Source organism: Sphingobium yanoikuyae, from assembly GCF_013001025.1.
GTDB classification, from domain to species: Bacteria; Pseudomonadota; Alphaproteobacteria; order Sphingomonadales; family Sphingomonadaceae; genus Sphingobium; species Sphingobium yanoikuyae_A.
Window position 1 is genome coordinate 3,594,131 of sequence record NZ_CP053021.1, and the last position, 23,811, is coordinate 3,617,941.

The 23,811-nt window shown below is 66.6% G+C and carries 19 protein-coding genes; 6 read left to right on the forward strand and 13 right to left on the reverse strand.

Translation table 11 applies throughout. The annotated features are described in order from the left end of the window. Positions 1-23: 23 nt before the first annotated feature. Complete coding sequence (locus tag HH800_RS17350; RefSeq protein WP_169861837.1) at positions 24-1,175, reverse strand: LysR substrate-binding domain-containing protein; 1,152 nt, start codon at positions 1,173-1,175, stop codon at positions 24-26. Positions 1,176-1,279: 104 nt separating this feature from the next. Between HH800_RS17350 and ligK the strand changes: the two genes are divergently transcribed. From ligK to HH800_RS17375, 5 genes are all read left to right on the forward strand, one after another. Then, entirely contained in the window at positions 1,280-1,954 is a 675-nt protein-coding gene (ligK, locus tag HH800_RS17355; protein WP_169861838.1) for a 4-carboxy-4-hydroxy-2-oxoadipate aldolase/oxaloacetate decarboxylase, read from the forward strand. After that, the gene (locus HH800_RS17360) at positions 1,947-3,011 is read left to right on the forward strand and encodes a 4-oxalomesaconate tautomerase (RefSeq protein WP_235681911.1); all 1,065 of its coding nucleotides are present in this window, start codon (positions 1,947-1,949) and stop codon (positions 3,009-3,011) included. The genes ligK and HH800_RS17360 overlap by 8 nt, the downstream gene beginning before the upstream one ends. Further along, positions 3,008-3,895 carry an amidohydrolase family protein gene (locus HH800_RS17365; RefSeq protein ID WP_169861839.1) on the forward strand — a complete coding sequence of 296 codons (888 nt, stop codon included), beginning with the start codon at positions 3,008-3,010 and terminating at the stop codon, positions 3,893-3,895. The genes HH800_RS17360 and HH800_RS17365 overlap by 4 nt, the downstream gene beginning before the upstream one ends. Positions 3,896-4,051: 156 nt before the next feature. Continuing rightward, positions 4,052-6,121, forward strand: coding sequence for a TonB-dependent siderophore receptor (locus HH800_RS17370; RefSeq protein WP_169861840.1), 2,070 nt, complete (start codon positions 4,052-4,054; stop codon positions 6,119-6,121). Positions 6,122-6,132: 11 nt separating this feature from the next. Further along, complete coding sequence (locus HH800_RS17375) at positions 6,133-6,765, forward strand: DUF4198 domain-containing protein (protein WP_169861841.1); 633 nt, start codon at positions 6,133-6,135, stop codon at positions 6,763-6,765. 46 nt (positions 6,766-6,811) lie between these two features. Here HH800_RS17375 and mmsB read toward each other — a convergent pair whose 3' ends face one another. The 4 genes from mmsB to HH800_RS17395 all read right to left on the reverse strand — a co-directional run bounded on the left by mmsB (position 6,812) and on the right by HH800_RS17395 (position 11,565). Beyond that, positions 6,812-7,699, reverse strand: coding sequence for a 3-hydroxyisobutyrate dehydrogenase (mmsB, locus tag HH800_RS17380; protein ID WP_169861842.1), 888 nt, complete (start codon positions 7,697-7,699; stop codon positions 6,812-6,814). A 23-nt stretch (positions 7,700-7,722) separates the two neighbouring features. Beyond that, positions 7,723-8,787 (reverse strand): enoyl-CoA hydratase/isomerase family protein, encoded by a 1,065-nt coding sequence (locus HH800_RS17385; RefSeq protein WP_169861843.1) that lies wholly within the window; start codon positions 8,785-8,787, stop codon positions 7,723-7,725. Positions 8,788-8,798: 11 nt separating this feature from the next. Beyond that, entirely contained in the window at positions 8,799-9,941 is a 1,143-nt protein-coding gene (locus tag HH800_RS17390; protein WP_169861844.1) for an acyl-CoA dehydrogenase family protein, read from the reverse strand. A 127-nt stretch (positions 9,942-10,068) separates the two neighbouring features. Then, positions 10,069-11,565: a CoA-acylating methylmalonate-semialdehyde dehydrogenase gene (locus tag HH800_RS17395; RefSeq protein ID WP_169861845.1), complete on the reverse strand. Its 1,497-nt coding sequence runs from the start codon at positions 11,563-11,565 to the stop codon at positions 10,069-10,071. Between the two features lie 101 nt (positions 11,566-11,666). Here HH800_RS17395 and HH800_RS17400 point away from each other — a divergent pair, with 101 nt between their 5' ends. Further along, the gene (locus HH800_RS17400) at positions 11,667-12,560 is read left to right on the forward strand and encodes a LysR family transcriptional regulator (protein WP_169861846.1); all 894 of its coding nucleotides are present in this window, start codon (positions 11,667-11,669) and stop codon (positions 12,558-12,560) included. Here HH800_RS17400 and HH800_RS17405 read toward each other — a convergent pair. The 8 genes from HH800_RS17405 to HH800_RS17440 form a co-directional block, all read right to left on the reverse strand. Then, positions 12,557-14,362: a carboxypeptidase regulatory-like domain-containing protein gene (locus HH800_RS17405; RefSeq protein ID WP_169861847.1), complete on the reverse strand. Its 1,806-nt coding sequence runs from the start codon at positions 14,360-14,362 to the stop codon at positions 12,557-12,559. The genes HH800_RS17400 and HH800_RS17405 overlap by 4 nt on opposite strands. After that, positions 14,359-16,458 carry a DUF4175 family protein gene (locus tag HH800_RS17410; protein WP_169861848.1) on the reverse strand — a complete coding sequence of 700 codons (2,100 nt, stop codon included), beginning with the start codon at positions 16,456-16,458 and terminating at the stop codon, positions 14,359-14,361. The genes HH800_RS17405 and HH800_RS17410 overlap by 4 nt, the downstream gene beginning before the upstream one ends. Beyond that, positions 16,455-17,618, reverse strand: a complete 1,164-nt coding sequence (locus HH800_RS17415) for a BatA domain-containing protein (protein ID WP_169861849.1) — start codon at positions 17,616-17,618, stop codon at positions 16,455-16,457. Before HH800_RS17415 ends, HH800_RS17410 begins: the two co-directional genes overlap by 4 nt. Further along, positions 17,615-18,508: a DUF58 domain-containing protein gene (locus HH800_RS17420; protein WP_169861850.1), complete on the reverse strand. Its 894-nt coding sequence runs from the start codon at positions 18,506-18,508 to the stop codon at positions 17,615-17,617. Before HH800_RS17420 ends, HH800_RS17415 begins: the two co-directional genes overlap by 4 nt. 15 nt (positions 18,509-18,523) lie before the next feature. Further along, the gene (locus HH800_RS17425; protein WP_169861851.1) at positions 18,524-19,513 is read right to left on the reverse strand and encodes an AAA family ATPase; all 990 of its coding nucleotides are present in this window, start codon (positions 19,511-19,513) and stop codon (positions 18,524-18,526) included. A 168-nt stretch (positions 19,514-19,681) separates the two neighbouring features. After that, complete coding sequence (locus tag HH800_RS17430) at positions 19,682-20,377, reverse strand: DUF4159 domain-containing protein (protein ID WP_169861852.1); 696 nt, start codon at positions 20,375-20,377, stop codon at positions 19,682-19,684. Between the two features lie 172 nt (positions 20,378-20,549). Further along, the gene (locus HH800_RS17435) at positions 20,550-21,884 is read right to left on the reverse strand and encodes a TldD/PmbA family protein (protein ID WP_169861853.1); all 1,335 of its coding nucleotides are present in this window, start codon (positions 21,882-21,884) and stop codon (positions 20,550-20,552) included. A 20-nt stretch (positions 21,885-21,904) separates the two neighbouring features. After that, positions 21,905-23,539 carry a TldD/PmbA family protein gene (locus HH800_RS17440; protein ID WP_169861854.1) on the reverse strand — a complete coding sequence of 545 codons (1,635 nt, stop codon included), beginning with the start codon at positions 23,537-23,539 and terminating at the stop codon, positions 21,905-21,907. Positions 23,540-23,811: the final 272 nt, after the last annotated feature.

Below are 23,811 nucleotides of genomic sequence, written 5' to 3' on the forward strand. Positions count from 1 at the left end.
ATCCGCTGGACCAGTATAAGATTTTACGAATTCATATGTGCCGCAGCCTGATCGATCGCGGCCATGAACTGCTGCTGCAACCGGGTCGGGCGCCAGTCGGCCCGCGTGGTGAGGCCGATGGTCCGGCTGATCGCGCCGGGTGCCGGGCCGATATCGATCAGCAGCCCCGCCTCCAGCTCCAGCGCCAGCTGATCGTGCGACAGCAAGGTCAGATACTCGCCGCCGACCAGCAATTGCCGGATCGTCATCACCGATCCGCATTCGATCGGCACCGCCGGCAGATCGCCGCCCAGCGCCGCGAACATCGCCTGCCACAATTGCCGCAGCGGCGTGCCCTCCGGCGGCAATATCCAGGGATAGCGGCGCAGCGCATCAGCGTCCCAGCCCACCGCCAGCGCATGGCCGCGCCGCGCCAGGATGGTCGGCCGATCCTCGAACAGGGGCCGTTGCGTCAGGTCCAGCGCCATCGCCGGATCGCGCAGCGCGCCGACCATCATGTCGATTTCGCCATCGCGCAGCGGGCCGACCAGTTCAGCATGCGATCCTTCATGCACGCTGATGTCGACCAGCGGAAAATCGGCGCGGAACCGGGCGATCGCATCGGGGATCAGGCGCGCGCGCGACAGCGGCATGGCGCCGACCAGGATGCGCCCGCCCTCCTGCCCGCGCAGGTCGGCCAGATCCTCCAGCCCCTGCCGCAATTCCGCCAGCGCCAGCCGCAGCCGCTGCGCCAGCACCGTCCCGGCCCTGGTGAGCATCACGCCGCGCCCGCGCCGGTCGACCAGCCTTTGCCCCAGCGCCAGCCCCAGATCGCCGACCGCCCGGTGCAGCGAGGGTTCGGCCACGCCGGTCGCCACCGCCGCCGAGGCATAGCTGCCGCCGCGCGCCAGGGCGACGAAGGCGCGCACCTGCGCCGCCGTCACGCGGTTGCTGCCGATCAGCCGCAGCGCCGCATCGATCCGGGGCTTCAGCCGCTCCGCCGGCTCCAGCGCGACCATGCCGCCGGGCTGGCGCGCGAACAGCGGCAGGCCCAGTTGCGCCTCCAGCTTGGCAATCCCCTGGGTCACCGCCGGCTGGGTCAGATTGACCGCGCGCGCCGCCAGGCTGACGCTGCCAAGCTCCACCACGGCCGCCATCGCGGCCAGATGTCGGATATTGAACTGGTCGGGGTTCATGTCCAACACTTAGCAAAAATTTATGCACTGGTTCCAGTTCGGATTTGAGCATCGCGCTGCACCTGTCCACATCGCTGTCAACTTATGCGCTAGGAGAAGGCTTGATGTCCGGCATTGTCGTCCAGAATATCGAACGGGCGGACCTCGCCGTCATCGATGGCCTCGCCAAGGCGGGCGTCGCCACCGTCCATGAAGCCCAGGGCCGCAAGGGCCTGCTCGCCCCCTATATGCGCCCCATCTATCCGGGCGCCCGCATCGCCGGCAGCGCGGTGACGATCTCCGCGCCGCCGGGCGACAACTGGATGGTCCATGTCGCGATCGAACAGTTGAAGGAAGGCGACATATTGCTGCTCGCCCCGACCAGCCCCTGCACCGACGGCTATTTCGGCGACCTGCTCGCCACCTCCGCCCAGGCACGCGGCTGCCGTGGCCTCATCATCGACGCGGGCGTCCGCGACGTGCGCGACCTTAGCCAAATGAACTTCCCGGTCTGGTCCAAGGCGGTCCACGCCCAGGGCACGATCAAGGGCACGCTGGGATCGGTCAATATCCCGGTCGTGTGCGCCAATGCGCTGGTCAATCCGGGCGACGTGATCATCGCCGACGATGATGGCGTGTGCATTGTGCCGCGCGCCGACGCCGCCGCCGTGCTGGAAAAGGCGCAGGCCCGCGAAGCCGTCGAGGAAGCCAAGCGCGTCCGCCTGGCCGCCGGGGAACTGGGCCTCGACATCTACAATATGCGCCCGCGCCTGCAGGAAATGGGCCTCAAATATGTGTGACGTCCCGACCAGCGCCCGCGTCATGTGGATGCGCGGCGGCACGTCCAAGGGCGGCTATTTCCTTTCGGAAGACCTGCCCGCCGACAGCGCCGCGCGCGACGCCTTCCTGCTGCGGGCCATGGGATCGCCCGATCCGCGCCAGATCGATGGCATGGGCGGCGCCGATCCGCTGACCAGCAAGGTCGCGGTGGTGAAGAAATCCGATCGGGAGGGCGTCGATGTCGACTATCTCTTCCTCCAGGTCTTCGTCGATCAGGCGATCGTCAGCGACGCGCAGAATTGCGGCAATATCCTCGCTGGCATCGGCCCCTTCGCGATCGAGCGTGCCCTTGTCGCCGCGCAGGACGGCGAGACCCGCGTCGCCATCTTCATGGAAAATACCGGACAGATCGCAATCGCCACGGTGCAGACGCCCGGCGGCACGGTCCGCTATGATGGCGAGGCCAGGATCGATGGCGTGCCCGGCAGCGCCGCGCCGATCCCGCTGGAGTTTCGCGATACCGCCGGCTCCTCCTGCGGCGCGCTGCTGCCGACCGGCAATGCCTTTGACGAGGTCGAGGGCGTGCGCGTCACCCTGATCGACAATGGCATGCCCTGCGTCGTCATGAAGGCGCAGGATGTCGGCATCACCGGTTATGAAGACCGCGACACGCTGGACAAGGACGTAGCGCTCAAGGCCCGGATCGAGGCGATCCGATTGGCTGTCGGCGAACGGATGAACCTGGGCGACGTCAAGGAAAAGTCGGTCCCCAAGATGATGCTGGTCGCCCCGCCGCGCGATGGCGGCGCGGTCACGGTGCGCAGCTTCATCCCGCACCGCGCCCATGCCTCGATCGGCGTGCTCGGCGCGGTCAGCGTCGCCACCGCCTGCCTGATCGACGGATCGCCCGCGGCCGAAGTCGCGTCGATCCCCGACGGCAATCGCAAGACACTGTCGGTCGAGCATCCCACCGGCGAGACGACCTGTGTCATGGAACTGGACGAGAGTGGCGCGGTCACCAGCGCCGCCATGCTGCGCACCGCGCGCAAGCTGATGGATGGAGAGATTTTCGCATGACCGCCCCTGAACTTGGCCGCATCATCAGCTGGCACGGCAATCCGTCCAAACCGCGCTACACCCCGCCGGCCGGCGCGATCGACGCCCATTGCCATGTGTTCGGTCCGATGGCGGAGTTCCCGTTCAGCGCGAAGGCGAAATATCTGCCGGAGGATGCCGGCCCGGACATGCTGTTCGCGCTGCGCGATCATCTGGGGTTCGCCCGCAATGTTATCGTCCAGGCAAGCTGCCACGGCACCGACAATGCCGCGACGCTGGACGCCATCGCCAAATCGAACGGCAAGGCGCGCGGCGTCGCCGTGGTCGATCCGGCCATTTCGGAGGCCGATCTCGCCGCCCTGCATGAGGGCGGGATGCGTGGCATCCGCTTCAATTTCCTCAAGCGCCTGGTCGATGACGCGCCCAAGGACAAGTTCCTCGAAGTGGCCAAGCGCCTGCCCAAGGGCTGGCATGTCGTCATCTATTTCGAGGCCGACATCCTCGAGGAACTGCGCCCCTTCATGGACGCGATCCCGGTGCCGCTGGTGATCGACCATATGGGCCGCCCGGACGTGACCCAGGGGCCGGATGGCGCCGACCTGAAGGCGTTCCGCGCCTTCCTCGACAGCCGCGACGACATCTGGTTCAAGGCGACCTGCCCCGACCGGCTCGATCCGACAGGCGATCCGTGGAACGCCTTTGCCGATGCGGTCGCGCCGCTGGTCGCCGACTATCAGGACCGCGTGCTGTGGGGCACCGACTGGCCGCACCCGAACATGCAGGATGCGGTCCCCGACGACGGCCATCTGGTCGACATGATCCCGCGCATCGCCCCGACGGTGGAATTGCAGCGCAAGCTGCTGATCGACAACCCCATGCGGCTCTACTGGCCCGAGGAATTATAAGGGCACAGCCGGTTTCCAATCAGCACACGGCCGCTCCGGCTGGGGCGGCCGGTTGCATTTGCGCAACATGCCTTTCGCAAATGCAAGTCAACAGAATTGCGAACGAATATCAATATCGCTATGGGCGCCCCATAAACGAGTCACGGGGGATCCCATATGAAGAAGTTCATCGCATTGAGCGGCGCGGCCCTGATCGCGCTGTGCCATGGCACCGCCTGGTCGGCAGAGGCGGCCGCTGCGGACGCCCCCCGCACTGACGAAGACAGCATCGTTGTCACCGCCGCAACCACCGGGTCCAAGACCGACACCGCGCTGGTCGAACTGCCCCAGCCGATCAAGGTCATCACGTCCGAACAATATCTGTCGCAGGGTGCGATCAGCATCAGCGACACGGTGAAATATGCCGCCGGCGTGCTGGCCAACCCCTATGGCCGCGATACCCGTGTCGACGGCTTCAACGTGCGTGGCCTGGACGCGCTGCAGTTCCGCGACGGCATGCGCGACATCTTCAGCTATTATGCGTCGATCACGTCGGACCCCTATAATTTCTCGCGCGTGGAAATCCTGCGCGGCCCGGCATCGGTGCTGTTCGGCCAAGGGTCGATCGGCGGCCTGGTCAACCTGGTCAGCAAGACGCCCGATTTCACCACGCGCGGCGAGCTCAACCTCGTCTATGGCAGCTATGACCGCAAGGAGGCGATGGGCGACGTCAATGTCGCGCTGGCCGACAATCTGGCAGTGCGCTTCGTCGGCCGCGTCCGCAACGCCGACACCTATGTCGACCATGTCCCCGACGACCGCGTGATGTTCGCGCCCTCGATCCGCTGGCAGCCGACGCCCGATACCGACATCGTGCTGACCGGCCTCTATCAGGAGGATGACACCGGTTCGACATCGCAGTTCCTGCCGATCGTCGGCACCTTCATGCCCAACAATGTCGCGGGCGAGCAGCTGGATCGCTACACCTTCGTCGGCAAGGCCGGCTGGGATCGCTATGATGGCCGGTCGCTGCAGGGTGGCGGCTCGATCACCCACCGCTTCTCCGACAATGTGAAGCTGAGCCTCAAGGCGCGCTATATCGACAGCGACCTGGAATATAACACCCATTATGCCGACAGCTATACCAACCCGCAGGATCCCTTCTCGGTCTATGGCACCGACGGGCGCACCATCGCGCTGACGGCCGATGCCAGCGACGCGCGGATGAACGTCTTTTCGACCGACAACAACGTCCAGTTCAATTTCAACACCGGCGCCAATATCGAGCACAAGCTGCTGGTCGGCATCGACTATAGCTGGAACAAGGTGTCCAAGCGTTATGCCGGCGGCTATGAACTGGTCGACCTTTACGACATCGATTATGATGCGCTGGCGACCTATGATCCGACTGGCCCCTTCACCAGCGACAGCCAGAAGCAGCTGGGCGTCTACGTCCAGGACCAGATCCGCTTCTATGACCGGGTATCGGTCGTGCTGGGCGCCCGCCGCGATCGCGTGACCGGTTCTTCGGGCCAGAAGGACAATGCCACCACCTTCCGCGCCGGCATCATCGGCGAAATCGGCGCCGGCATCTCGCCCTTCTTCAGCTACACCGAAAGCTTCCTGCCGGTCGCCGGCCGGATCGACAATGGCGATGGCAGCTATGGCGATGCCTACAAGCCGCAGACCGGCACCCAATATGAAGCCGGCGTGAAGTGGCAGCCCGCCCCCAGCACCCTGGTCACCGCCACCGTGTTCAAGATCAAGGAGCGCAACCGCGTCCTCTATCTCGCAGCGGGCGGCACCGAACAATCGGGCGTGCTCAACACCAAGGGCTTCGAGATCGAGGCGAGCCATACCCTGCCCGGCAATTTCGAACTGCTGGCCAATTATGGCTATTCGAAGCTGAAGTCGGAAACCAACACCAGCCTCGACTATATGCCGCGCCACACTGCGTCGCTCTGGTCCACCAAGACCTTCGGCCTGGCCGACGAGGCGCAGCTGCGCCTGGGCGGCGGCGTCGTCTATAGCGGCAAGAGCGTGTCGACCAGCGCGATCTGGTCGATCGTCACGCCGTCGCGCACCACCGTCGACGCGCTGGCGGAAATCACCTGGCAGGACTGGCGCTTCGCGCTCAATGCGACCAACCTGCTCAACAAGAAATATTACGCGTCCTGCCTGGCGCGTGGCGACTGCTTCATGGGCGCGCCGCGCAACGTCATGGGCACGGTCGGCTTCCGTTTCTGAGGAGAGAGACTATGCTGAAATGGACTAGTGCGCTGCTGGCGATCGCCTGCCTGCCCGCAATGGCGCAGGCGCATGAAGTGTGGGTCGAGCGTGACGGCGCCGGCCCGGCGCGCATCTATCTGGGCGAACCGGGCGACCCGCTGCCCGAGGGTGGCGATCCCGAGTTCGAGAAGCTGAAGGCGCCCAAGCTGGTGCCCGCATCCTCCGCCGCGCAGGTGCGCAAGGCCGGCTATATCGAAGTCGCCGTGCCCGCCGGCGACGTGCGCGTGATCGACGACAGCGTGTTCGAGCCCTGGGGCGAGGAAGGCAAGAAGGAAGGCGTGATCTATTATGCGCGCGCCGGCCGCAGCGAGGCCAAGGCCGGGATGCCGCTGGAAATCGTGCCGACCGCTGCGGGCGCCAACAGCTTCACGCTGGTCCGCGACGGCAAGCCGCTCGCCGGGGTCAAGGTGACCGCGATCTCGCCCGACAAATGGTCGAAGGGCTTCGTCACCGACGCCCAGGGCCGCGTGACCCTGCCGATCAAGGAAAAGGGCTGCTATATCCTGACCGCGACGCAGGAGGAAAAGGGCGACCTCAGCCTGCGCGGCGCCAAGGTGGCGACACTCTACAACATCGCCACGCTGACCTTCGTCAATAATTGAGCGCGATGGCGCGGGCCGATGGCCCGCGCCGTCCCGACCTTCAAGGTCAGGCCGCCGCCCCCTTGAGGAAGCGGATCATGGACGAGAAATCCTTGGCCCCGGCGCCGGTGTTGACGAGCGCCTGATAGAGCGATTCCGCCGCCGCGCCCATCGGCACGCTGGCGTCGACGCCATGGGCGGCCTCCACCGCGAGCTTCAGATCCTTGAGCATCAGCGCATTGGCAAAGCCGCCCTCATAGTCGCGGTCGGCCGGCGTTTCCGGGCCGACGCCGGGCACCGGGCAATAGCTGGTCATCGACCAGCTCTGCCCCGATGCCTTGGACGAAATGTCGAAGAAGGTCTGGAGATCGAGACCCAGTTTTTCGGCGAGGGCGAAGGCCTCGCAGGTGGCGACCATGGTTGCGCCGAGCAGCATGTTGTTGACGATCTTCGCCGCCTGCCCCGCGCCCGCCGCGCCGGCATGGATCACCGCCTTGCCCATCGCCTGCAAGATCGGTTCGGCGCGGGCGAAGGCGGCACCCTCGCCACCGACCATGAAGGTGAGCGTGCCGCCATTGGCCGCGGCGATGCCGCCCGACACCGGCGCATCGACCATGGCAAGACCGCGCTCGGCCGCCTGTTCGATGACGGCGCGGGCCGAAGCGACGTCGATGGTCGAGCAGTCGATCAGCAGCGTGTCCGGCGCGACCGCGCCCAGCAATTGCTCGCCATAGACGGCGCGGACATGCTTGCCGGCGGGCAGCATGGTGACAACGATGTTGACACCTTTCACCGCTCCCGCGGCAGACGCCGCGCGGGTGCAACCGGCCGCCTCGGCGCGGGCCAGCGCGGCTTCGGACAGGTCGAAGGCGGTGACAGCGTGGCCCGCCTTCACCAGATTGGCGGCCATGCCGCCGCCCATATTGCCCAGGCCGATGAAGCCGATGCTGCTCATGTCCATCCTCTCCTTTTATTCTATCAGGCGTCGACCGCCGCCTGGGGCAGCGGGGTCCAGCGCTCGCCTTCGGGCAGGGGCGCGAAGATCGCGTCGACCAGCTGGTCGGTGACCGCCTCCACCGCCGGCGGGTTCCAGCGCGGCTGGTTGTCCTTGTCGACGATCAGCGCGCGCACGCCTTCGACAATGTCGGGCCGGGCGATGATGCGGCAGGCGAGATCATATTCCATCGCCATATTGTCGACGAAGCGGGTCAGGCGGCTGGCCTGCGCCAGTTGCCGCAGCGCGACCTTCATCGTCTGGGGCGATTTGGTGTCGAGCGCGGCAAGTTGCGCCTGCGCCCAGTCCGATCCGTCGGCGCGCAGCGCGGCATAGATATCCTCCAGCCGGTCGCTGGCGAACAGCCGGTCGATGTCCGGCAGGCGGGCGGCGAAATGGCTGTCGGGCGGGGTGACGGCGAAGCGCGCCAGCACCGCGCCGATATCGGACGGGTCGGCGATGATCGCCGCCTTCGCCTCCTCCAGCCGGTCGCTGGGCAGATAGTCGGTGGCAAGGCCGAGCGCGATCGCGTCCGCGCCGTCGATGCGCGCGCCGGTGACGGCGAGATAGCGGCCCGACCGGCCCGGCAGGCGGGAAAGATACCAGCCGCCGCCGACATCGGGGAACAGGCCGATGCCGGTTTCCGGCATGGCATAGACGGTGCGTTCGGTCGCGACGCGATAGCGCGCCGGCTGGGCGATGCCGACGCCGCCGCCCATGGTGATGCCGTCCATGAAGGCGATCACCGGTTTCCCATAGGTGAAGAGCAGATGGTTCAGGCGATATTCGGTCGCGAAGAAATCACGCGCGGCGAGATTGTCACCCGCAGCGCTCTCCGCGATCAGGCGGATGTCGCCGCCGGCGCAGAAGCCGCGTCCTTCGGCATGATCGATCATCACCGCGCGGATCGCCACATCATCCTGCCAGGCGAGCAGCGCGTCGGTCATGGTTGCGCACATGGCGCGGGTCAGCGCATGGATCGCCTTGGGCCGGTTCAGCCGCAGGCGACCGACGCCGCCTTCCACCGCAATCAGCACATCGTCGGTCATGGTCATCCCCTTCAGGCCTTGAGCAGTTCGCGGGCGGTGATCATGCGCATGATCTCGTTCGTGCCCTCCAGGATGCGGTGGACCCGCAGGTCGCGCCAGATGCGTTCGACCGGATAATCCATCAAATAGCCATAGCCGCCATGCAGCTGCAGCGCACGGTCGGCCACGGCCGATCCGGTATCGGTCGCAAAGCGCTTGGCCATGGCGGCGAATTTGGTCTTGTCGGGTGCGCCCTCGCTTACCTTGGCGGCGGCGAGATAGAGCAGCGCGCGGGCAGCCTGAAGCTCGGTCTCCATGTCTGCCAGGGTGAATTGGGTATTCTGGAAATCGGCGATCGCGCGATCGAACTGGCGCCGCTCGCGGGTATAACCAACCGCCTCGTCCAGCGCGCGCTGGGCGCCACCGAGCGAGCAGGCGCCGATATTGAGCCGGCCGCCGTCAAGCCCGGCCATGGCGATGGCGAAGCCCTGACCTTCCGCACCGACCCGGTTGGCGACCGGCACGCGGACGCCGTCGAAATTGACCTGAGCGGTGGGCTGCGAATGCCAGCCAAGCTTGCGTTCCTGCGCGCCGAAGCTGACGCCTTCCATGTCCTTTTCGATCACCAGGCAGCTGATGCCCTTGGGGCCATCCTCGCCGGTGCGGACCATCACGACATAGATGTCATTTTCGCCGCCGCCCGAAATGAACGCCTTGGAACCGGTGACGACATAATGGTCGCCATCCCGCACCGCGCGGGTGCGCAGTGACGCCGCATCGGAGCCGGCGGACGGTTCGGTGAGGCAATAGGAAGCGATCGTCTCGCAGCTGACGAGCGACGGGAGATAGCGCTGCTTCACCGCATCGTCGCCGAAGCGGTCGATCATCCAGGCGGCCATATTGTGGATCGAGATGAAGGCCGAGGTGGAGGGGCAGCCATAGGCCATCGCTTCCATGATGAGCGCGGATTCAAGCCGGCCAAGACCGATGCCGCCGCTCTCTTCCGAGACATAGATGGCGCCAAAGCCCAGTTCGGCGGCCTGGCGGATGGTGTCGCGGGGGAAATGATGCTCCTCGTCCCACTTGGCCGCATGGGGCGTGATCGCATCGGCGGTGAAGCGCTGCGCCAGTTCCTGCACGGCGCGCTGCTCGTCGGTGAGGTCAAACTGGGTCATGGGGCTTGTCTCATTCTTTCAACTTGTCATGCCGGACTTGATCCGACACCCATTAGCGCGACGGGGATATGCAGCGTCAACCTGCCGCGTCCTGTCCGGGGAGGCATCATCGCCTCCCCGCTTCCCCTCACCCCATGGTCGGGATGACGAAGGCGCTGTCGCCGGTCGCGCCGCCATCGGGCCAGCGCTGGGTGACGGTCTTGACCTTGGTGAAGAATTTCACGCCTTCCATGCCATGCTGGTTGGTGTCGCCAAAGGCGCTGCGCTTCCAGCCGCCGAACGTGTGATAGGCGACCGGCACCGGGATCGGCACGTTGATGCCGACCATGCCGACATTGACCCGCGCGGCAAATTCGCGCGCGGCATGGCCGTTGCGGGTGAAGATGGCGACGCCATTGCCATATTGGTGGTCGCTCGGCAGGCGCAGCGCGTCCTCGAAGCTGTCGGCGCGCACCATCTGGAGCACAGGGCCAAAAATCTCCTCCTGATAGCTACGCATCTGCGGCGTCACCCGGTCGAACAGGGTCGGGCCGACGAAGAAGCCCTGTTCATGGCCCTGCAGCGCGAAGCCGCGGCCGTCGACGACCAGTTCGGCGCCTTCATCGACGCCCATCTGGATATAGCTCTCGATCTTCGCCTTGTGCGCGGCGGTGACGACCGGGCCATAATGGGCGGCGGCATCGGTCGAGACGCCGACCCGCAGCGCGTCGATCGCCGGGATCAGCTTCTCGCGCAACGCGATCGCCGTCGCCTCGCCCACCGGCACCACCACCGGCAGCGCCATGCAGCGCTCGCCGGCCGAGCCGAAGGCCGCGCCGGCCAGGTCATTCACCACCTGGTCGAGATCGGCGTCGGGCATGACGATGCCATGATTCTTGGCGCCGCCCATCGCCTGGACGCGCTTGCCCGCCTCGACGCCGCGGCGATAGACATAATGGGCAATGTCGGACGAGCCGACGAAGCTGACCGCCCTGATCTCGGGATGGTCGAGGATCGCATCGACCATTTCCTTGTCGCCATGGACGACCTGCAGCACGCCGTCGGGCAAGCCCGCCTCACGCATCAGTTCGGCCAGGCGCACAGGCACGCTGGGGTCGCGCTCGCTGGGCTTGAGGATGAAGGCATTGCCGCAGGCGATGGCGACGCCGAACATCCACATCGGGATCATCGCCGGGAAATTGAACGGGGTGATGCCGGCGACCACGCCGAGCGGTTGGCGCATCGAGTATACGTCGATGCCGGGACCGGCGCCCTGGGTATATTCGCCCTTGAGCAGATGGGGAATGCCGCAGGCGAACTCGATCACCTCCAGCCCGCGCTGGATGTCCCCCTTTGAGTCGGCAATCACCTTGCCATGTTCGGAACTGAGCAGATGGGCGAGTTCGTCCATATTCTGTTCGACCAGCGTCTTGAACGCGAACATGACACGGGCGCGGCGTTGCGGGTTGGTCGCGGCCCAGGCCGGCTGGGCGGCAAGCGCGGCAGCCATGGCGGCGTCCAGGTCGGCCTGGGTGCCGAGGCGCAGCTGCGCCTGCACGCCGCCGTTATTGGGGTCGAAGACGTCGCTGGTGCGGCCGCCGCCACCTGCCGAATGACCGCTGATGACATGATCGATGATACGCATGGCCCATCCTCTCCAATATAGTTTCACCCCGCCTTGCAGGATATCAGAAATGCAGGCAAGCTGACGGATATGCATATCACCCCTGCAAAAATGCCGCACCGATGAACTGGGACGATCTGCGCCTGTTCCTGGCGGTGGCGCGCACCGAGCGGCTGAGCGCGGCGGCGGCGATGACCAGGATGGACGCCACCACCATATCGCGGCGGATCAAGCGGCTGGAGCAGGCGCTGGAGCAACGCCTGTTCGAGCATACGCCGGCCGGCCATGTGCTGACCGACCATGGCACCCGCCTGCTGGAACAGGCCGAGCGGATGGAGGCGGCGGCGCTCGGCGTGCAGCGGAGCGGCAGCGCGGCGGGCACGCAGATGGCCGGGACGATCCGCCTGAGCGCATCGGAGGGCTTTGGCAGCCGGGTGATCGCGCCGCATCTGCGCAGCTTCACCGCAGATCATCCCCGGATCGAGATCGACCTGGTGGCGTCGAGCGGCTTCCTCAACCCCTCGCGGCGCGAGGCGGATATTGCGGTGATGCTGGCCCGGCCCAAGACCGGCCCGCTGATCACCCGCAAGCTGACCGACTATCATCTCGGCCTCTATGCCACACCCGCTTATCTGGAGGGTGCACCGCCGTTGAAGGCCAAAGGCGACCTGCTGCGCCATGTGCTGGTCGGCTATGTCCCCGACCAGATCTACGCGCCCGAACTGCGCTATCTGGCGGAGGTCGATGCCCGGCTGGAACCGGCGATCCGGTCGAGCAGCATCAATGCCCAGGCGGAGATCATCGCCAGCGGCGCGGGCTGCGGCATATTGCCCTGCTTCATTGGCGACGCCATGCCGGGGCTGGTCCGCGTGCTGCCCGAGGCGGTCGATATCCAGCGCAGCTTCTGGCTGGTGGTGCCCCGCGACCTGCGCGGCATTGCCCGGATCGATCAGTTTGTCGGCTGGCTGGTGGCGACCAGCGAGCGCCTGCGACCGGTGATGCTGGGCGTGGGTTAGGACTGCGGGATCGCCGTGCGGCCGATCCGGGACCGCTCGAACCACCAGAGCAGGGCGCTGGCGATCAGCCAGCCGATGAACCAGGGCCAGGACGGGCCGGGAACGGCGCGCCCGGCAGTGGCAAAATCGCTCTTCTGATCGGCGCCCTGTAGCAGTGTCATGGCCTGATGCATCTGCGCGATGCGCAGGGCTGGCAGGGCATTGGCGGGATAGATGTAGAAGGCTGCGGATGCGCCATCCGTCCAGCGCAATTGGTGCCAACCTGCGCGATCAGGCCACCAGGCGGCGCAATCGCCGGTCGAGGGATCGATCGCCAAGGGCGCGCCATCGACACGCGCACCGGGCTTCAGGCCGCACAGGCTGATCCGTTCGCCCACCCAGGCCAGGCCGGTGAAGGCGGGACCAGCCCCCGGTGTCGGGCGCACGATGGCGGCCATCATCCGCCCCCACCAGTCGCCATAAAGATCGCCCCGGCCGCTCAGCACCAGGCCGAAACTGTCGAGCCCGGTCCAGACCGCGACCCGGCCCGCGCCCAGCGCGCGCCAGGCGGCCAGCGACGTGCCGGCAGCGTCCTGCACCAGCGGAACCGCGTCGCCGCCGGCCGGGACGCCATCCATGCGGGTCGCTTCGGGCAAAATATCGTCGCCGATATTGAGGTCGGCGGGGAGGTCGGCGCTGCCAATGCCGGCACGGGTGCGGGCGCGATCGGCGGCCAGCGGCGCAGGCAGGGCGATCGGCGCGACGCCATTGCCACCAGACAGATCGAAACCCAGCGCGCGCCACTGGCCGCGCAGCGCGCCGTCGGCCGGGCCGCTGCCGCGTAGCAGCAGGCCCATGCCGCCGCGCACCGCTTCCAGCACCGCGCCGCGTCCGCCACCCAGGCCGGACCAGGCGCGATCGTCGGCGACCAGCAGGTCATAGCGGCGCAGGCTGGCGGCGTTGATCGTCACCGGTGCGTCGCCCAGCGCAATGCCGCCGCCCGCGCTCATGTTGACGGTGACGGCATAGCCGGCATCGGTCGCCCAACGGCGCAGATATTTGACCTCCGGCCCCGGCGCCCCGGCGAGGATCAGAAGGCGCGGCGCGGCATCGCCCTCGACCAGCAATGGCACCACGGCCTGTTCGACCAGCCCGCCATCGGCGTGGCGCAGGCGCAGGGTGAATTCGGCGGTGCCGGCGGCGCGCGCGGTGCCGGTCAGGTTGAAGCGGCCATCGGCATCCACCGGAGCGGCATCGGTGACCCGCCCGGCGGGATCGAGCAGTTCGACCTGCGCCTTGGGCAGGCCGGCCACCTGTCCGCCGACGGCGAAGGTTGCGCCCGGCGCGATCCGGTCAGGCCGGGCTAGCGCGATCAGTCCTGCGGCGGCGGCCGGCGGCGTATAATCGATCGCGAGCCCCTTAGCCGCATCGCGGTCGCGGGCGACGAGGCCCTGCCCCAGGATGACGAGGCGGCGCGTGTCGGGATAGCGGCGCAGCGCGGTCGCCAGATCCGGCACTGCCTGCGCGCCCGCCATGTCCGGCGCTTCGGGCAGCGCGACCAGATGCGCGCCCTTGCCGGCGGAGGCGAAGCGCGCACTGCCCTGGGTCGCGACGGTCAACGTGCCGCCCGCAACCGGCAACGCGGGCGGGAACAGGCCGAAATAGAGGAGTAGCGCGACAAGCGGCTGGAGCAACAGCAGGGCCGCGAGGCGCAAGGGCCGTGCGCCCAGATCGCCGGCTGAACGCTGCCACAGCAGGAGCCTTGCCCAGCCGACCAGCACGGCGACGCCGAGGAGCAGCGCGGTGATGATCTGCGCGCTCATGGCCGTCCCCCGATCGCGCCAAGATAGCGGGCGCCGGCAGCGTCGGCCGGGCGCCACCGCGCCACGCCGCCCTGCGGCCGCTCCATCGCCATCCACAATTGCGCGCGCAGCTTGTCGCGACAGGAAGCGCAGCCCGGATCGCGCCGCACGGCGTCGATCGCGCCGCTCAATGCCAGCGGATCGGGCAGGCGCGTGGCATTGGCCCGCGCCCAGCCCTCCAGCGCGCCGAGCGACACCAGTCCCTGGGCCAACCCGCGCCAGGCGGCGGCGGCCGGGCCATCATCACCCTCGACCGCAACCAGCGGCTCGAAATGACCGGCAATCCCCTCGCGCTTGCCGGTCATGCGGCGGGCAGGATCGATCGGCGGCAATTCCGGGCCGACGCGCGACAGGAAGATGCGGGTCGCCTGCTGCACTTCCTTGATGAAGCGCAGCGCCTTGTAGGCGAAGGGCAAGGCCAGGTCGGGTCGCCCCTGCTTCAACTGCATTTCCGACTGCCACATTTCATCGACCGCCTGTTTCAGGATCGCGCGGGTTTCCGGATCCAGGCTGGAGGCGGGCGATTCATCGTGCGGATGACCGAACTCGGCGAGCACATCCTCCTTCTCGCCAAAGACATTGGGGGTCGCGACCGGCGGACCATGATCATGGCCGTCACCCTCGCTATGGCCATCCGCATCGGCCGTCGGCAATTTGGGCTCGCCTTCGCTCTCGCCACCCAGAAACTGGCTGTAGCGGCCGCGCAGGATTTTCTGGTCGTTGCCGATACCGTTGGATTGCGAGAGATATTTGTCGGCCGGCAGGCTGCGCTTGCGCTTCAGCAGCGCCTCGGCATCGATGATGATCTGGCGCTGGCTGCGGAAATAGGCCGGCAAGGTGGTGTTGACCATGCCCTGCAGGCCGCCGCTTTCGGGTGCCTTGGCTGCGGGCCAGCGCAGGATGACGCTGGGGCCGCGCACCTCCTGCGGCGACGGTGCGCGATTGTCGCGCACGATGATCTGCACCACCATGTCGCCACCAGCCGAAAAGCCGAGCGCACCGAAATCGAGGCGCGGGGCGAAGCGCCGGTCGCGCGCCGGGCCGGTGCCGGACACGGCGATCTCGCGCTCGGTGAAGCGGATATTCTCGCCCTCGCCGATCGCCAGGGTGATGCGCAGCCGGGCGGTGGCGGCGACGCCATAATCGTCGGTCGCGGCGAAGACGGGCGTCCAGCTACGCTGGCCCGGCGCCACCATATTGAGGCTGGCGACCGGCGCGATCAGCTTCACCTGCGGCGGCGCATCGGCCACGCCGTCGATCCGGTGCAGCGGCGGCAGCGGCCCGCGCCCGGATGCCGGATCGACGCGGTAGAGGAAGGAGGCATCGAGCGTGCGGCTGGCAATCCAGTGATCGCCATCGCGGCGCAGCGCAATGCCCGCCCCGCCCAGCGGCAGCAGCGCCGGCGCGCTTGCCTGCGGATCGAAGCGGAAGGTCCATTCGAGCCGTGACCCGAGCGGCGCGCGCGCATCGAGCTTCGCCTCGTCGCGCAGCGGCAGGCCGGTGTAGGCGGGCGGGATGATGCGCAGATTCTGGGCGACAAGGCGCGGAATGCCGGGCCTTGCGGCTATGCCCTCGGCGGCGGGCGCCAGCACGACGGGTTTGTCGCTGCCACGGGGCCAGAGCAGGAGAGCGGCGATGCCGAGCAAAGCCACGGCCCAGAGTGCGATAATCATGCGGCGCGACCAGTCCGGCGCTAGTTCGTCCGGCATGCCCTGCCCCAACCGCTGATCGAGCCGGCTGCGCTGCAGCCGTTGCAGCGGCCCCAAGCCCTGCGGATCGGCGAAGAGCAGCCCGCTGCTATCCTCCAGATCGGCGCGGCTGGCGTCGAGGCGGCAGACCAGCCAGCGCTGATCGAAGCGCTGGGCGCGACGGACGATGAGGGCGCCAAGCAGGCCAGCGCCGAGCAGCAACAGGATTGCGGCCGGCACCAGTCCGGCGAAGCGCCAGACCAGCGCGCTCGCCAGCAGCAGAACCGGCAGACCGAGCAGCAGCGTGTCGAACCGCGCGCGCCGGCGACTGGGCGTCAGCCAGGTGGAGAGCAAGGCGTCGGCACTCATGGCGCGATCGCCCGCTTGCGGCGGGTGGCGAACCAGCGTTCAACCAGCAGCAGCGCCGCGATCAGCAGAGCCAGCCAGGGGCGCAGCTCGGCTGGCGGCTGCGGGTAGGCACGTCCACCGGTGAGCGGCGCATAGGCGGCGGCCTCGGCACGCTGTGGTGCAACGCTCGGCGGCTGGATCAGCGCGCGCAGGTGGGCGGGGAAATCCGCCTCCAGCAATTGTGGCATCTGCGCGGGCTGCAACGGGCGGGTGAAATGGAGCAACCGGCCCTTGCCGATCGGCATGACCTCCACCAGCGGCCGGGCAAGATCATCCTGCCATAGGGGCGCGGGAGCCGCGCCCTGTGGCAACAAGGCGTCCGACGCGACGATCGCCTGCCCGCCCTGCGTGATCCAGCGTTGCAGCGCTTCGGGCAGACTGCCCGCGCTCATCCAGAACAAGATCTTGTCCGACGGCGGCAGTGGGGCGTTGAGCGCGCCGCTGTCGACATCGGCCGACTTGCCTGCGGGTTGCCAGGCAAGTGCAGCAGCATTGAGGTACCGCAGCCCGGCAGCATGGCCCGCGTCGGCGCGGATGGCGATCGACGGCAGCTTCACTGGCACCGGCTTGCCCGCCGGCATCGCGCCGGGGACGATGCGCCAGTCGACCTTGCGCGACAGGCGGGGCCGCTCCGCATCGGCGCCCTGGATGGTCTGCGGCACGATGATGGTGAGCGGCGCACCCGATGGCAGTTCCGCGTCCAGCTGGCGCACCAGACTGGCGAGCGGGATGGCGTCGGTAGCAAGCGGCTTGCCCGGTTCGACACGGGGATAGCGGGGCGCCAGCCAATGTGCCCTGCCCTCGGCCAGCGCCTTGTCATCCACCGCCGCCGGATCGACGCCGGGCGTCAGCGCGACATAGGGCAGCTTGCTCGCCGCGCCGAACAGCACCGGATGGGCGAGCCACAGCACGACCAGCGCCAGCAAAGCGAGGCGCAGGGCGAGCAACAGCCATTCGTCGAAACGCAGGCGGGACCGGGGCTTGGGCTTCTGCCGCAGCCAGCGCAGCGCGGCGAAATCAGTCGGCAACTGCTCGCTGCGCCGCGCGATATGGATCGCGAGCGGGATCAGCAGCGCCAGCAGGCCGGCCAGCGCGGCGGGGAGCAGCAAGGCGGGCGTCATGAATATTCGGCCGCGTCATGGGCGCCGAACAGGCGGCGCAGCGGCAGGTCGATCGGCTCGTCCAGCACATGGGTCGCGCGGCGGATGCCGACCGCATCCAGCCGGGCATGCAACTCCGCGCGCGCCTCGCCGAAACGGCGCAGAAATTCGGCGCGCAGCGCGGCGCCGTCGCCCAGCAGTTCCTCGCCGGTTTCCGGGTCGCGGAAGCGATAGCCGCCGTCGAACGGGAAATCCCGTTCACCCACGGTCAGCATCTCGATCACCAGAACCTCGCGCCCGGCGGCTGACAGCTTCTCGACCAGATCGATCGCGCCCGGCTCAAAACAATCGCTGAGCAAAATCACCAGATCATGCGCGCCGATCCGCTCCCAGAGCGGTCCCAATTGCGCTTCGGCGGCAAAGCCTCCTTCCGCCTGCAGCGGCAGCATGTCGAGCAGCAGCCGGTCGCGCTGGCGCAGGCCGGTCGCGGGCGGCAACAGCCGCAGCCCGGTGTCGGACAGCGCCATCCAGCCGAAGCGATCGCCCTGCTGCATCGCCAATTCGGCGATACTGGCGGCGATCCCCTTGGCCGCGTCGAGCCGGCTATAATCGGGCCGGATCGCATCGGTCTGCGCCATCGACGCGCTGGCATCCATCACGATCCAGACCGCGACCGGGCTTTCCCGTTCCGCCTCGCGGACGAAGAATTTGTCCGACCGGGCATAGAGCTTCCAGTCGATCTGGCGCAGTTCGTCGCCCGGCTCATAGGCGCGATATTGCGCAAATTCGAGGCCCGCCCCCCGGCTGTGGCTGTGATGGAGGCCGAGGCCATGCGATCCCACCGCCCGGCGCGTGAGCAGGCGCAGGCTTTTCAGCCGGCTGCGCACATCTGGGGGGATGAAATCGGCCATGGCGTCGTGTCCGGATCAGCCGAGCGGCACGGCGCGGACGAGCGCGGCGACGACATCGTCGGCACTCTTCCCCTCCGCCTCGGCGGCGAAGGACAGCAGCAGGCGGTGGCGCATCACTGGCCCGGCCAGCGCAACGATATCCTCGCGCGTCGCCGCCAGACGGCCCTGCAGCAGCGCCCGCGCCTTGGCCGCCAGGATCAGCGACTGGCCGGCGCGCGGGCCGGCGCCCCATTTCACATATTTGCGGATTTCCTCCGGCGCACCCTCGCCCGGACGGCTCGCCCGCACGATCCGCGTCACCCAGCGCAGCAGATCCTCGCCAAAATGCACGTCGCGCACCAGTTTCTGCAGCGCCAGAACCTCCTCGCCCTGCATCACCGCCGGCACCGCGCCCGGCTTGGCCCCGGTGGTCTGGGCGAGAATGTCATGCTCTTCCTGCTCGGTCGGATAATCGACCCGGATATGGAGGAGGAAACGATCGAGCTGCGCCTCAGGCAACGGATAGGTGCCGGCCTGTTCCAGCGGATTTTGCGTCGCCAGCACGAAGAAGGGCGATGGCAGCTGATAGGTGGTGCCGCCATAGCTGACGGTCCGCTCCTGCATCGCCTCCAGCAGCGCCGCCTGCGTCTTGGGCGGGGTGCGGTTGAGTTCGTCGGCCAGCAGCAGGTTGGTGAAGACCGGCCCCTTCTGGAAGCGGAAGCTGCGATGGCCGGTGCCATGATCCTCCTCCAGCAATTCGGTGCCGAGAATGTCGCTGGGCATCAGATCAGGCGTGAACTGTACCCGGCGGAAGTCGAGCTTGAGCGCTTCGCCGAGCGAGCGGACCAGCAACGTCTTGCCGAGGCCCGGCACCCCTTCGAGCAGGCAATGGCCGCCAGCGAGCAGGCCGATCAGCAACTGTTCGACCACTGCCCCCTGCCCCACGATCGCCTGGCCGATCGCCGCGCGCAATTCGCCCAGGCGCGCCAGTTTCTGCTGGATTTCCGCTTCGCTGATATCGGTCATTCCTGTTTCCTTATTGTCGGCTTTCGGCCACCAAATTCCTCCCCTGCAAGGGGAGGTGGCAGGCCGCAGGCCTGACGGAGGGGTGTCCCCCTCACGATAGCTTCACACCCCTCCACCGGCTTCGCCGGTCCCCCTCCCCTTCACAGGGGAGGAATGATGACGCCGCCGTCAAGATGACAGCGCATACATCACGATATTGACCGCGAACTTGGTATTATCCTCGGCCAGGAAGCGCTTGTTGCGCCAGTCATAGTCCCACTCGCAGCCATAATCCTTGTTGCTGTAGAGAACGCCCAGGCGGCCATTGACCTCTATGCCCTTGAGATAATCATGGACCAGATCGTCGCCCCAGCCGTTCAGCTCCAGCGCGGTATTGGGCGGCCCGTCGAACTTGAAGAAGCTGCGATAGACCGGATGGGTCTTGGGCAGCGTCTTCAAGCCCTTGGGGCCAAAAATCTTGGCCATCTGCGCCTCGAACGAGCGGGCGAACAGCCCGTCTATGTCATGGTTGCAATCATCCACCAGGACGAAGCCGCCATTGCGGACATAGCGCTCGAAATTGCGCCGCTCGGCCTCCGAAAATTCGACCAGCTTGTGCCCCGCCATGTAGCAGAAGGGCGCGGTCAGCATCTTCGGGTCCGAAAGGGCGATGACATGCTCCTTCGGGTCGACCCGCAGCGTCGTATAATCGATCAGCGAGGTGATGAGGTTGGACGGCATGCGCTGGTCGACATCCCAGTCGCCCGAGTCATAGCGCAGCCGCGTGAACCAGAAATCATAGCCTCCCGCGGCGGCAAGGGGACGGGCCAGCATTGCGCCAGCCAGACCGCCCGCCATCAACCGAAGAAACTCGCCGCGTGTCATCAAAGCTAATCGAACGCCCAATCTGCATAATCCTCCCCCATTGGGGGAGGGGGACCATTTGCGCAGCAAATGGTGGAGGGGTGTCCCGCCATCGATGGGGTGACACCCCTCCGTCTGGCCTACGGCCAGCCACCTCCCCTTCACAGGGGAGGATTATGGGTTGCTTCCTATCTTACACCGCGTCCGAGAGCGAGGTGAAGGTGAAGTCGCGCAGCTTCATCGGCGGCACGACGATGTTCATCGACACTTCGTCCGGCGGCACGCGGACCGGGCGACCCAGCTCTTCGACATTGTTGAGCATGATCACCGGGCTCTCGTTGAACCGGAAATTCTTGATCGGATATTTGATCTGGCCGTTTTCGACATAGAAGGTGCCGTCGCGGGTCAGGCCGGTCAGCAGCACGGTCTGCGGATCGACCATGCGGATATACCAGGTGCGGGTGACGAGCACGCCGCGCTCGGTCGAACGGACCAGATCGGCGGTAGTCTTGGTGCCACCGGTCATCAGGATATTGCCCATCTGGCCGATCGCAGGCTTGCCCTGCTTGCTCGCCCAGTAACGGCTGTAATTGAGGTTCGTGACCTTACCGTCCTTGACCATGTCGACGCGCTGGCGGGCGAGGCCATCATCGTCCCAGGGCAGACAGGGCGCGACCGGATCCCACGGGTCGGTGTAGAAATTGACCTGCGGCCCGAACACCTGTTCGCCCAGCTTGTTGCCGCCGCCCTTCTTCGACAGGAAGCTGCGGCCCTCGTCCGCCTCGCGCGCGCCGAAGAAGTAGAACATGAAGCCGATCAGGCCCGCGGCCGCCATCGGTTCCAGGATCACGGTATATTTGCCCGGCTCCAGCGCCTTGGCCTCGGAGGAGGCCGATGCCTTGCGCATCGCGATCTGGATATCGCTGTCCGCCTTGAAACGGGTGGCGTCCTGCGTGTCGGTGCCGACCCAGCCGGAACCCCGGCCATCCTCGGTACGGACGGTGCAGGTATAATCCAGCATGGTCGAGCGCTGATAGCCGAAATTGCCTTTGCTGTTGGCGATTGCGACGAAGCTCTGATTATCCTCCAGATAGCCGGCCGCGATCAGCTTCTGCGACTTGCAGGCGGTGATCGAGGTCGACGCCACCTGGGCGCGATATTCGGGCGTGATGTCGGCGGTCGACTGGGCGAAGGTCGGGCTGGCCTTATAGGCCTGGCTGTCCACCGCCGGCATGAACTCCGGATTGTCCGGGGCCAGATTGGCCAGCGTTTCCGCCCGGCGCACCACGCGTTCCAGCGAGGCGTCGTCGAACTGGTTGATGGTGGCGGTGCCGACCTTCTTGCCATAGGCGACCTGGACCGCCAGTTCGATATCGTCGGTGAGGCCCGCGGTCGACACGTCGTTGCGGGCGAAACGGATATTGCCCTGGATCTTGCCGGTCAATTGCGCGGTGCACTCGTCGGCCTTCGACAGGGCGACGACCTTGGTCAGGATGGCCTTGGCCTGCGCTTCGGTAAGGATGCTCATTTTCTTGTCTCCCTAAGCGATCAGCCGAGCGAACGCGCGGTGTTGATGACGTTGATACCGTTGAAGCGCGCGGTCGAAGACCCGTGCGACACGGCGGAGACCTGGGCCGGCTGGCCCTTGCCGTCGAAGAAGGAGCCACCCAGGCGATAGTCGCTCTGGTCGCAGACGCCGACGCAGGCATTCCAGAATTCCGGGGTGCGAATCTGGTAAGCGACATCCTCGATCTGCTGACCGATCTTGCCGTTCTTGATCTCGTAGAAGAGCTGGCCGCCAAACTGGGCGTTGTAGCGCTGCTGGTCGATCGAGAAGCTGCCGTCGCCAATGATGTAGATGCCGTCCTCGACACCGGAAATCATGTCCGCGACACTCTGCTTGGTCTTGCCCGGTTCCAGGCTGACATTGGCCATGCGCTGGAACTGCACATTGGACCAGCTGTCGGCATAGGCGCAGCCGTCCGATTCCTTCTTGCCCTCGATATGGGCCTGGTCACGGATCGCCTGGTAACCGACCAGCTTGCCGTCGCGGATCAGATCCCATTTCTTGGTCTTCACGCCCTCGTCATCATAGGCGACGGCGCCCAGGCTGCCGGGCTGAACCTTGTCGGCGACGATGTTCACCTTGTCGCTGCCATATTGGAAATGGGCCTGCAGCTTGTCCATGGTGGCGAAGCTGGTGCCAGCATAATTGGCTTCATAGCCCAGCACGCGGTCCAGCTCGAGCGGATGGCCGACGGACTCGTGGATGGTCAGCCAGGTGTGCGACGGGTCGAGCACCAGGTCATATTTGCCCGGCTTGACCGACGGCGCCTTGAGCTTCGCACGCGCCTGCTTGGCGGCGGCGATCGCGTCTTCCTTCATGTCATAGCTGTTGCCATAGACGGTGACGCCATTGGGCAGCACGGTCTTGCCGCTGGCGGCGCCGTCGAGATATTCAAAGCCCAGGCCCATCGGCGAGGATAGCCCCTCGCGCGTGCGGAACTTGCCGCTGGTCTTGTCGACCGCGGTGACCGTCATCGGCGCCCAGATGCGGTGGACATCCTGGTCGATATAGCTGCCATCGGTGCTGGCGAAATATTTCTGCTCATTGACCAGGAACAGGATCGAATTGACGAAGTCGGCGCCCGCCTCCATCGCGGCAGCGTTCACGCCCATCAGCAGCTCGACCTTGTCCTTGATCGGCACGGCCATGCTGTTCTTGACGATCGGCGTCTTCCAGCTGACCTCGCCCGCGCCCTTGACCGGGGCGAGCTGGACCGGGGCGCTCTGCTGCGGCGCATTGGCCTTGGCGATGGCGACCGCCTGCTGCGCGGCCTTGGCCACCGCTTCCTTGCTCAGCTCATTGGTGGCGGCAAAGCCCCAGGCGCCATTGGCCAGAACGCGGATGCCGACACCGGTGGATTCGGTGTTGACGATATTCTCGACATTCTTTTCGCGGGTGATGACGAACTGGCGCAGATAGCGGCCAACGCGCACGTCGCAATAGCTGGCACCGGCGCTCTTGGCCGCGTTCATCGCGGCGTCGGCCAGCCCCTTCTTGAAGCCGACGTCGAGCGCGCTGCTGAGATCCTCTGCTGCAATGACCTTGCCGAAAAAGGACGGCAGGACGAGCCCGCCGACACCCATGGTGCCAAAGGCCAGGAAGTCGCGTCTATGCAAGATAGCCTCCACTGGAATGCCCGCAGATCGCGGGTCTGTCTTGTCGCGAAGGCCACCCCCTTGGCACCCCCCGCGTGGATGGCGCGGATCATTGCGAGCCGGACAGATGAGGTCAAACGGCTTTTCCGGACGGCAGGGCGTGACATGCGGGCTTTCGACCAAAGGGCAACCAGCGCCGACGAACGACATGTGCGGCGAGCCAGCGTCCGTACGCGCGGCGTGACGGCTATAGATTCGCTATAATTGCCAGTCAGTTAGCTATAGTCAAAACG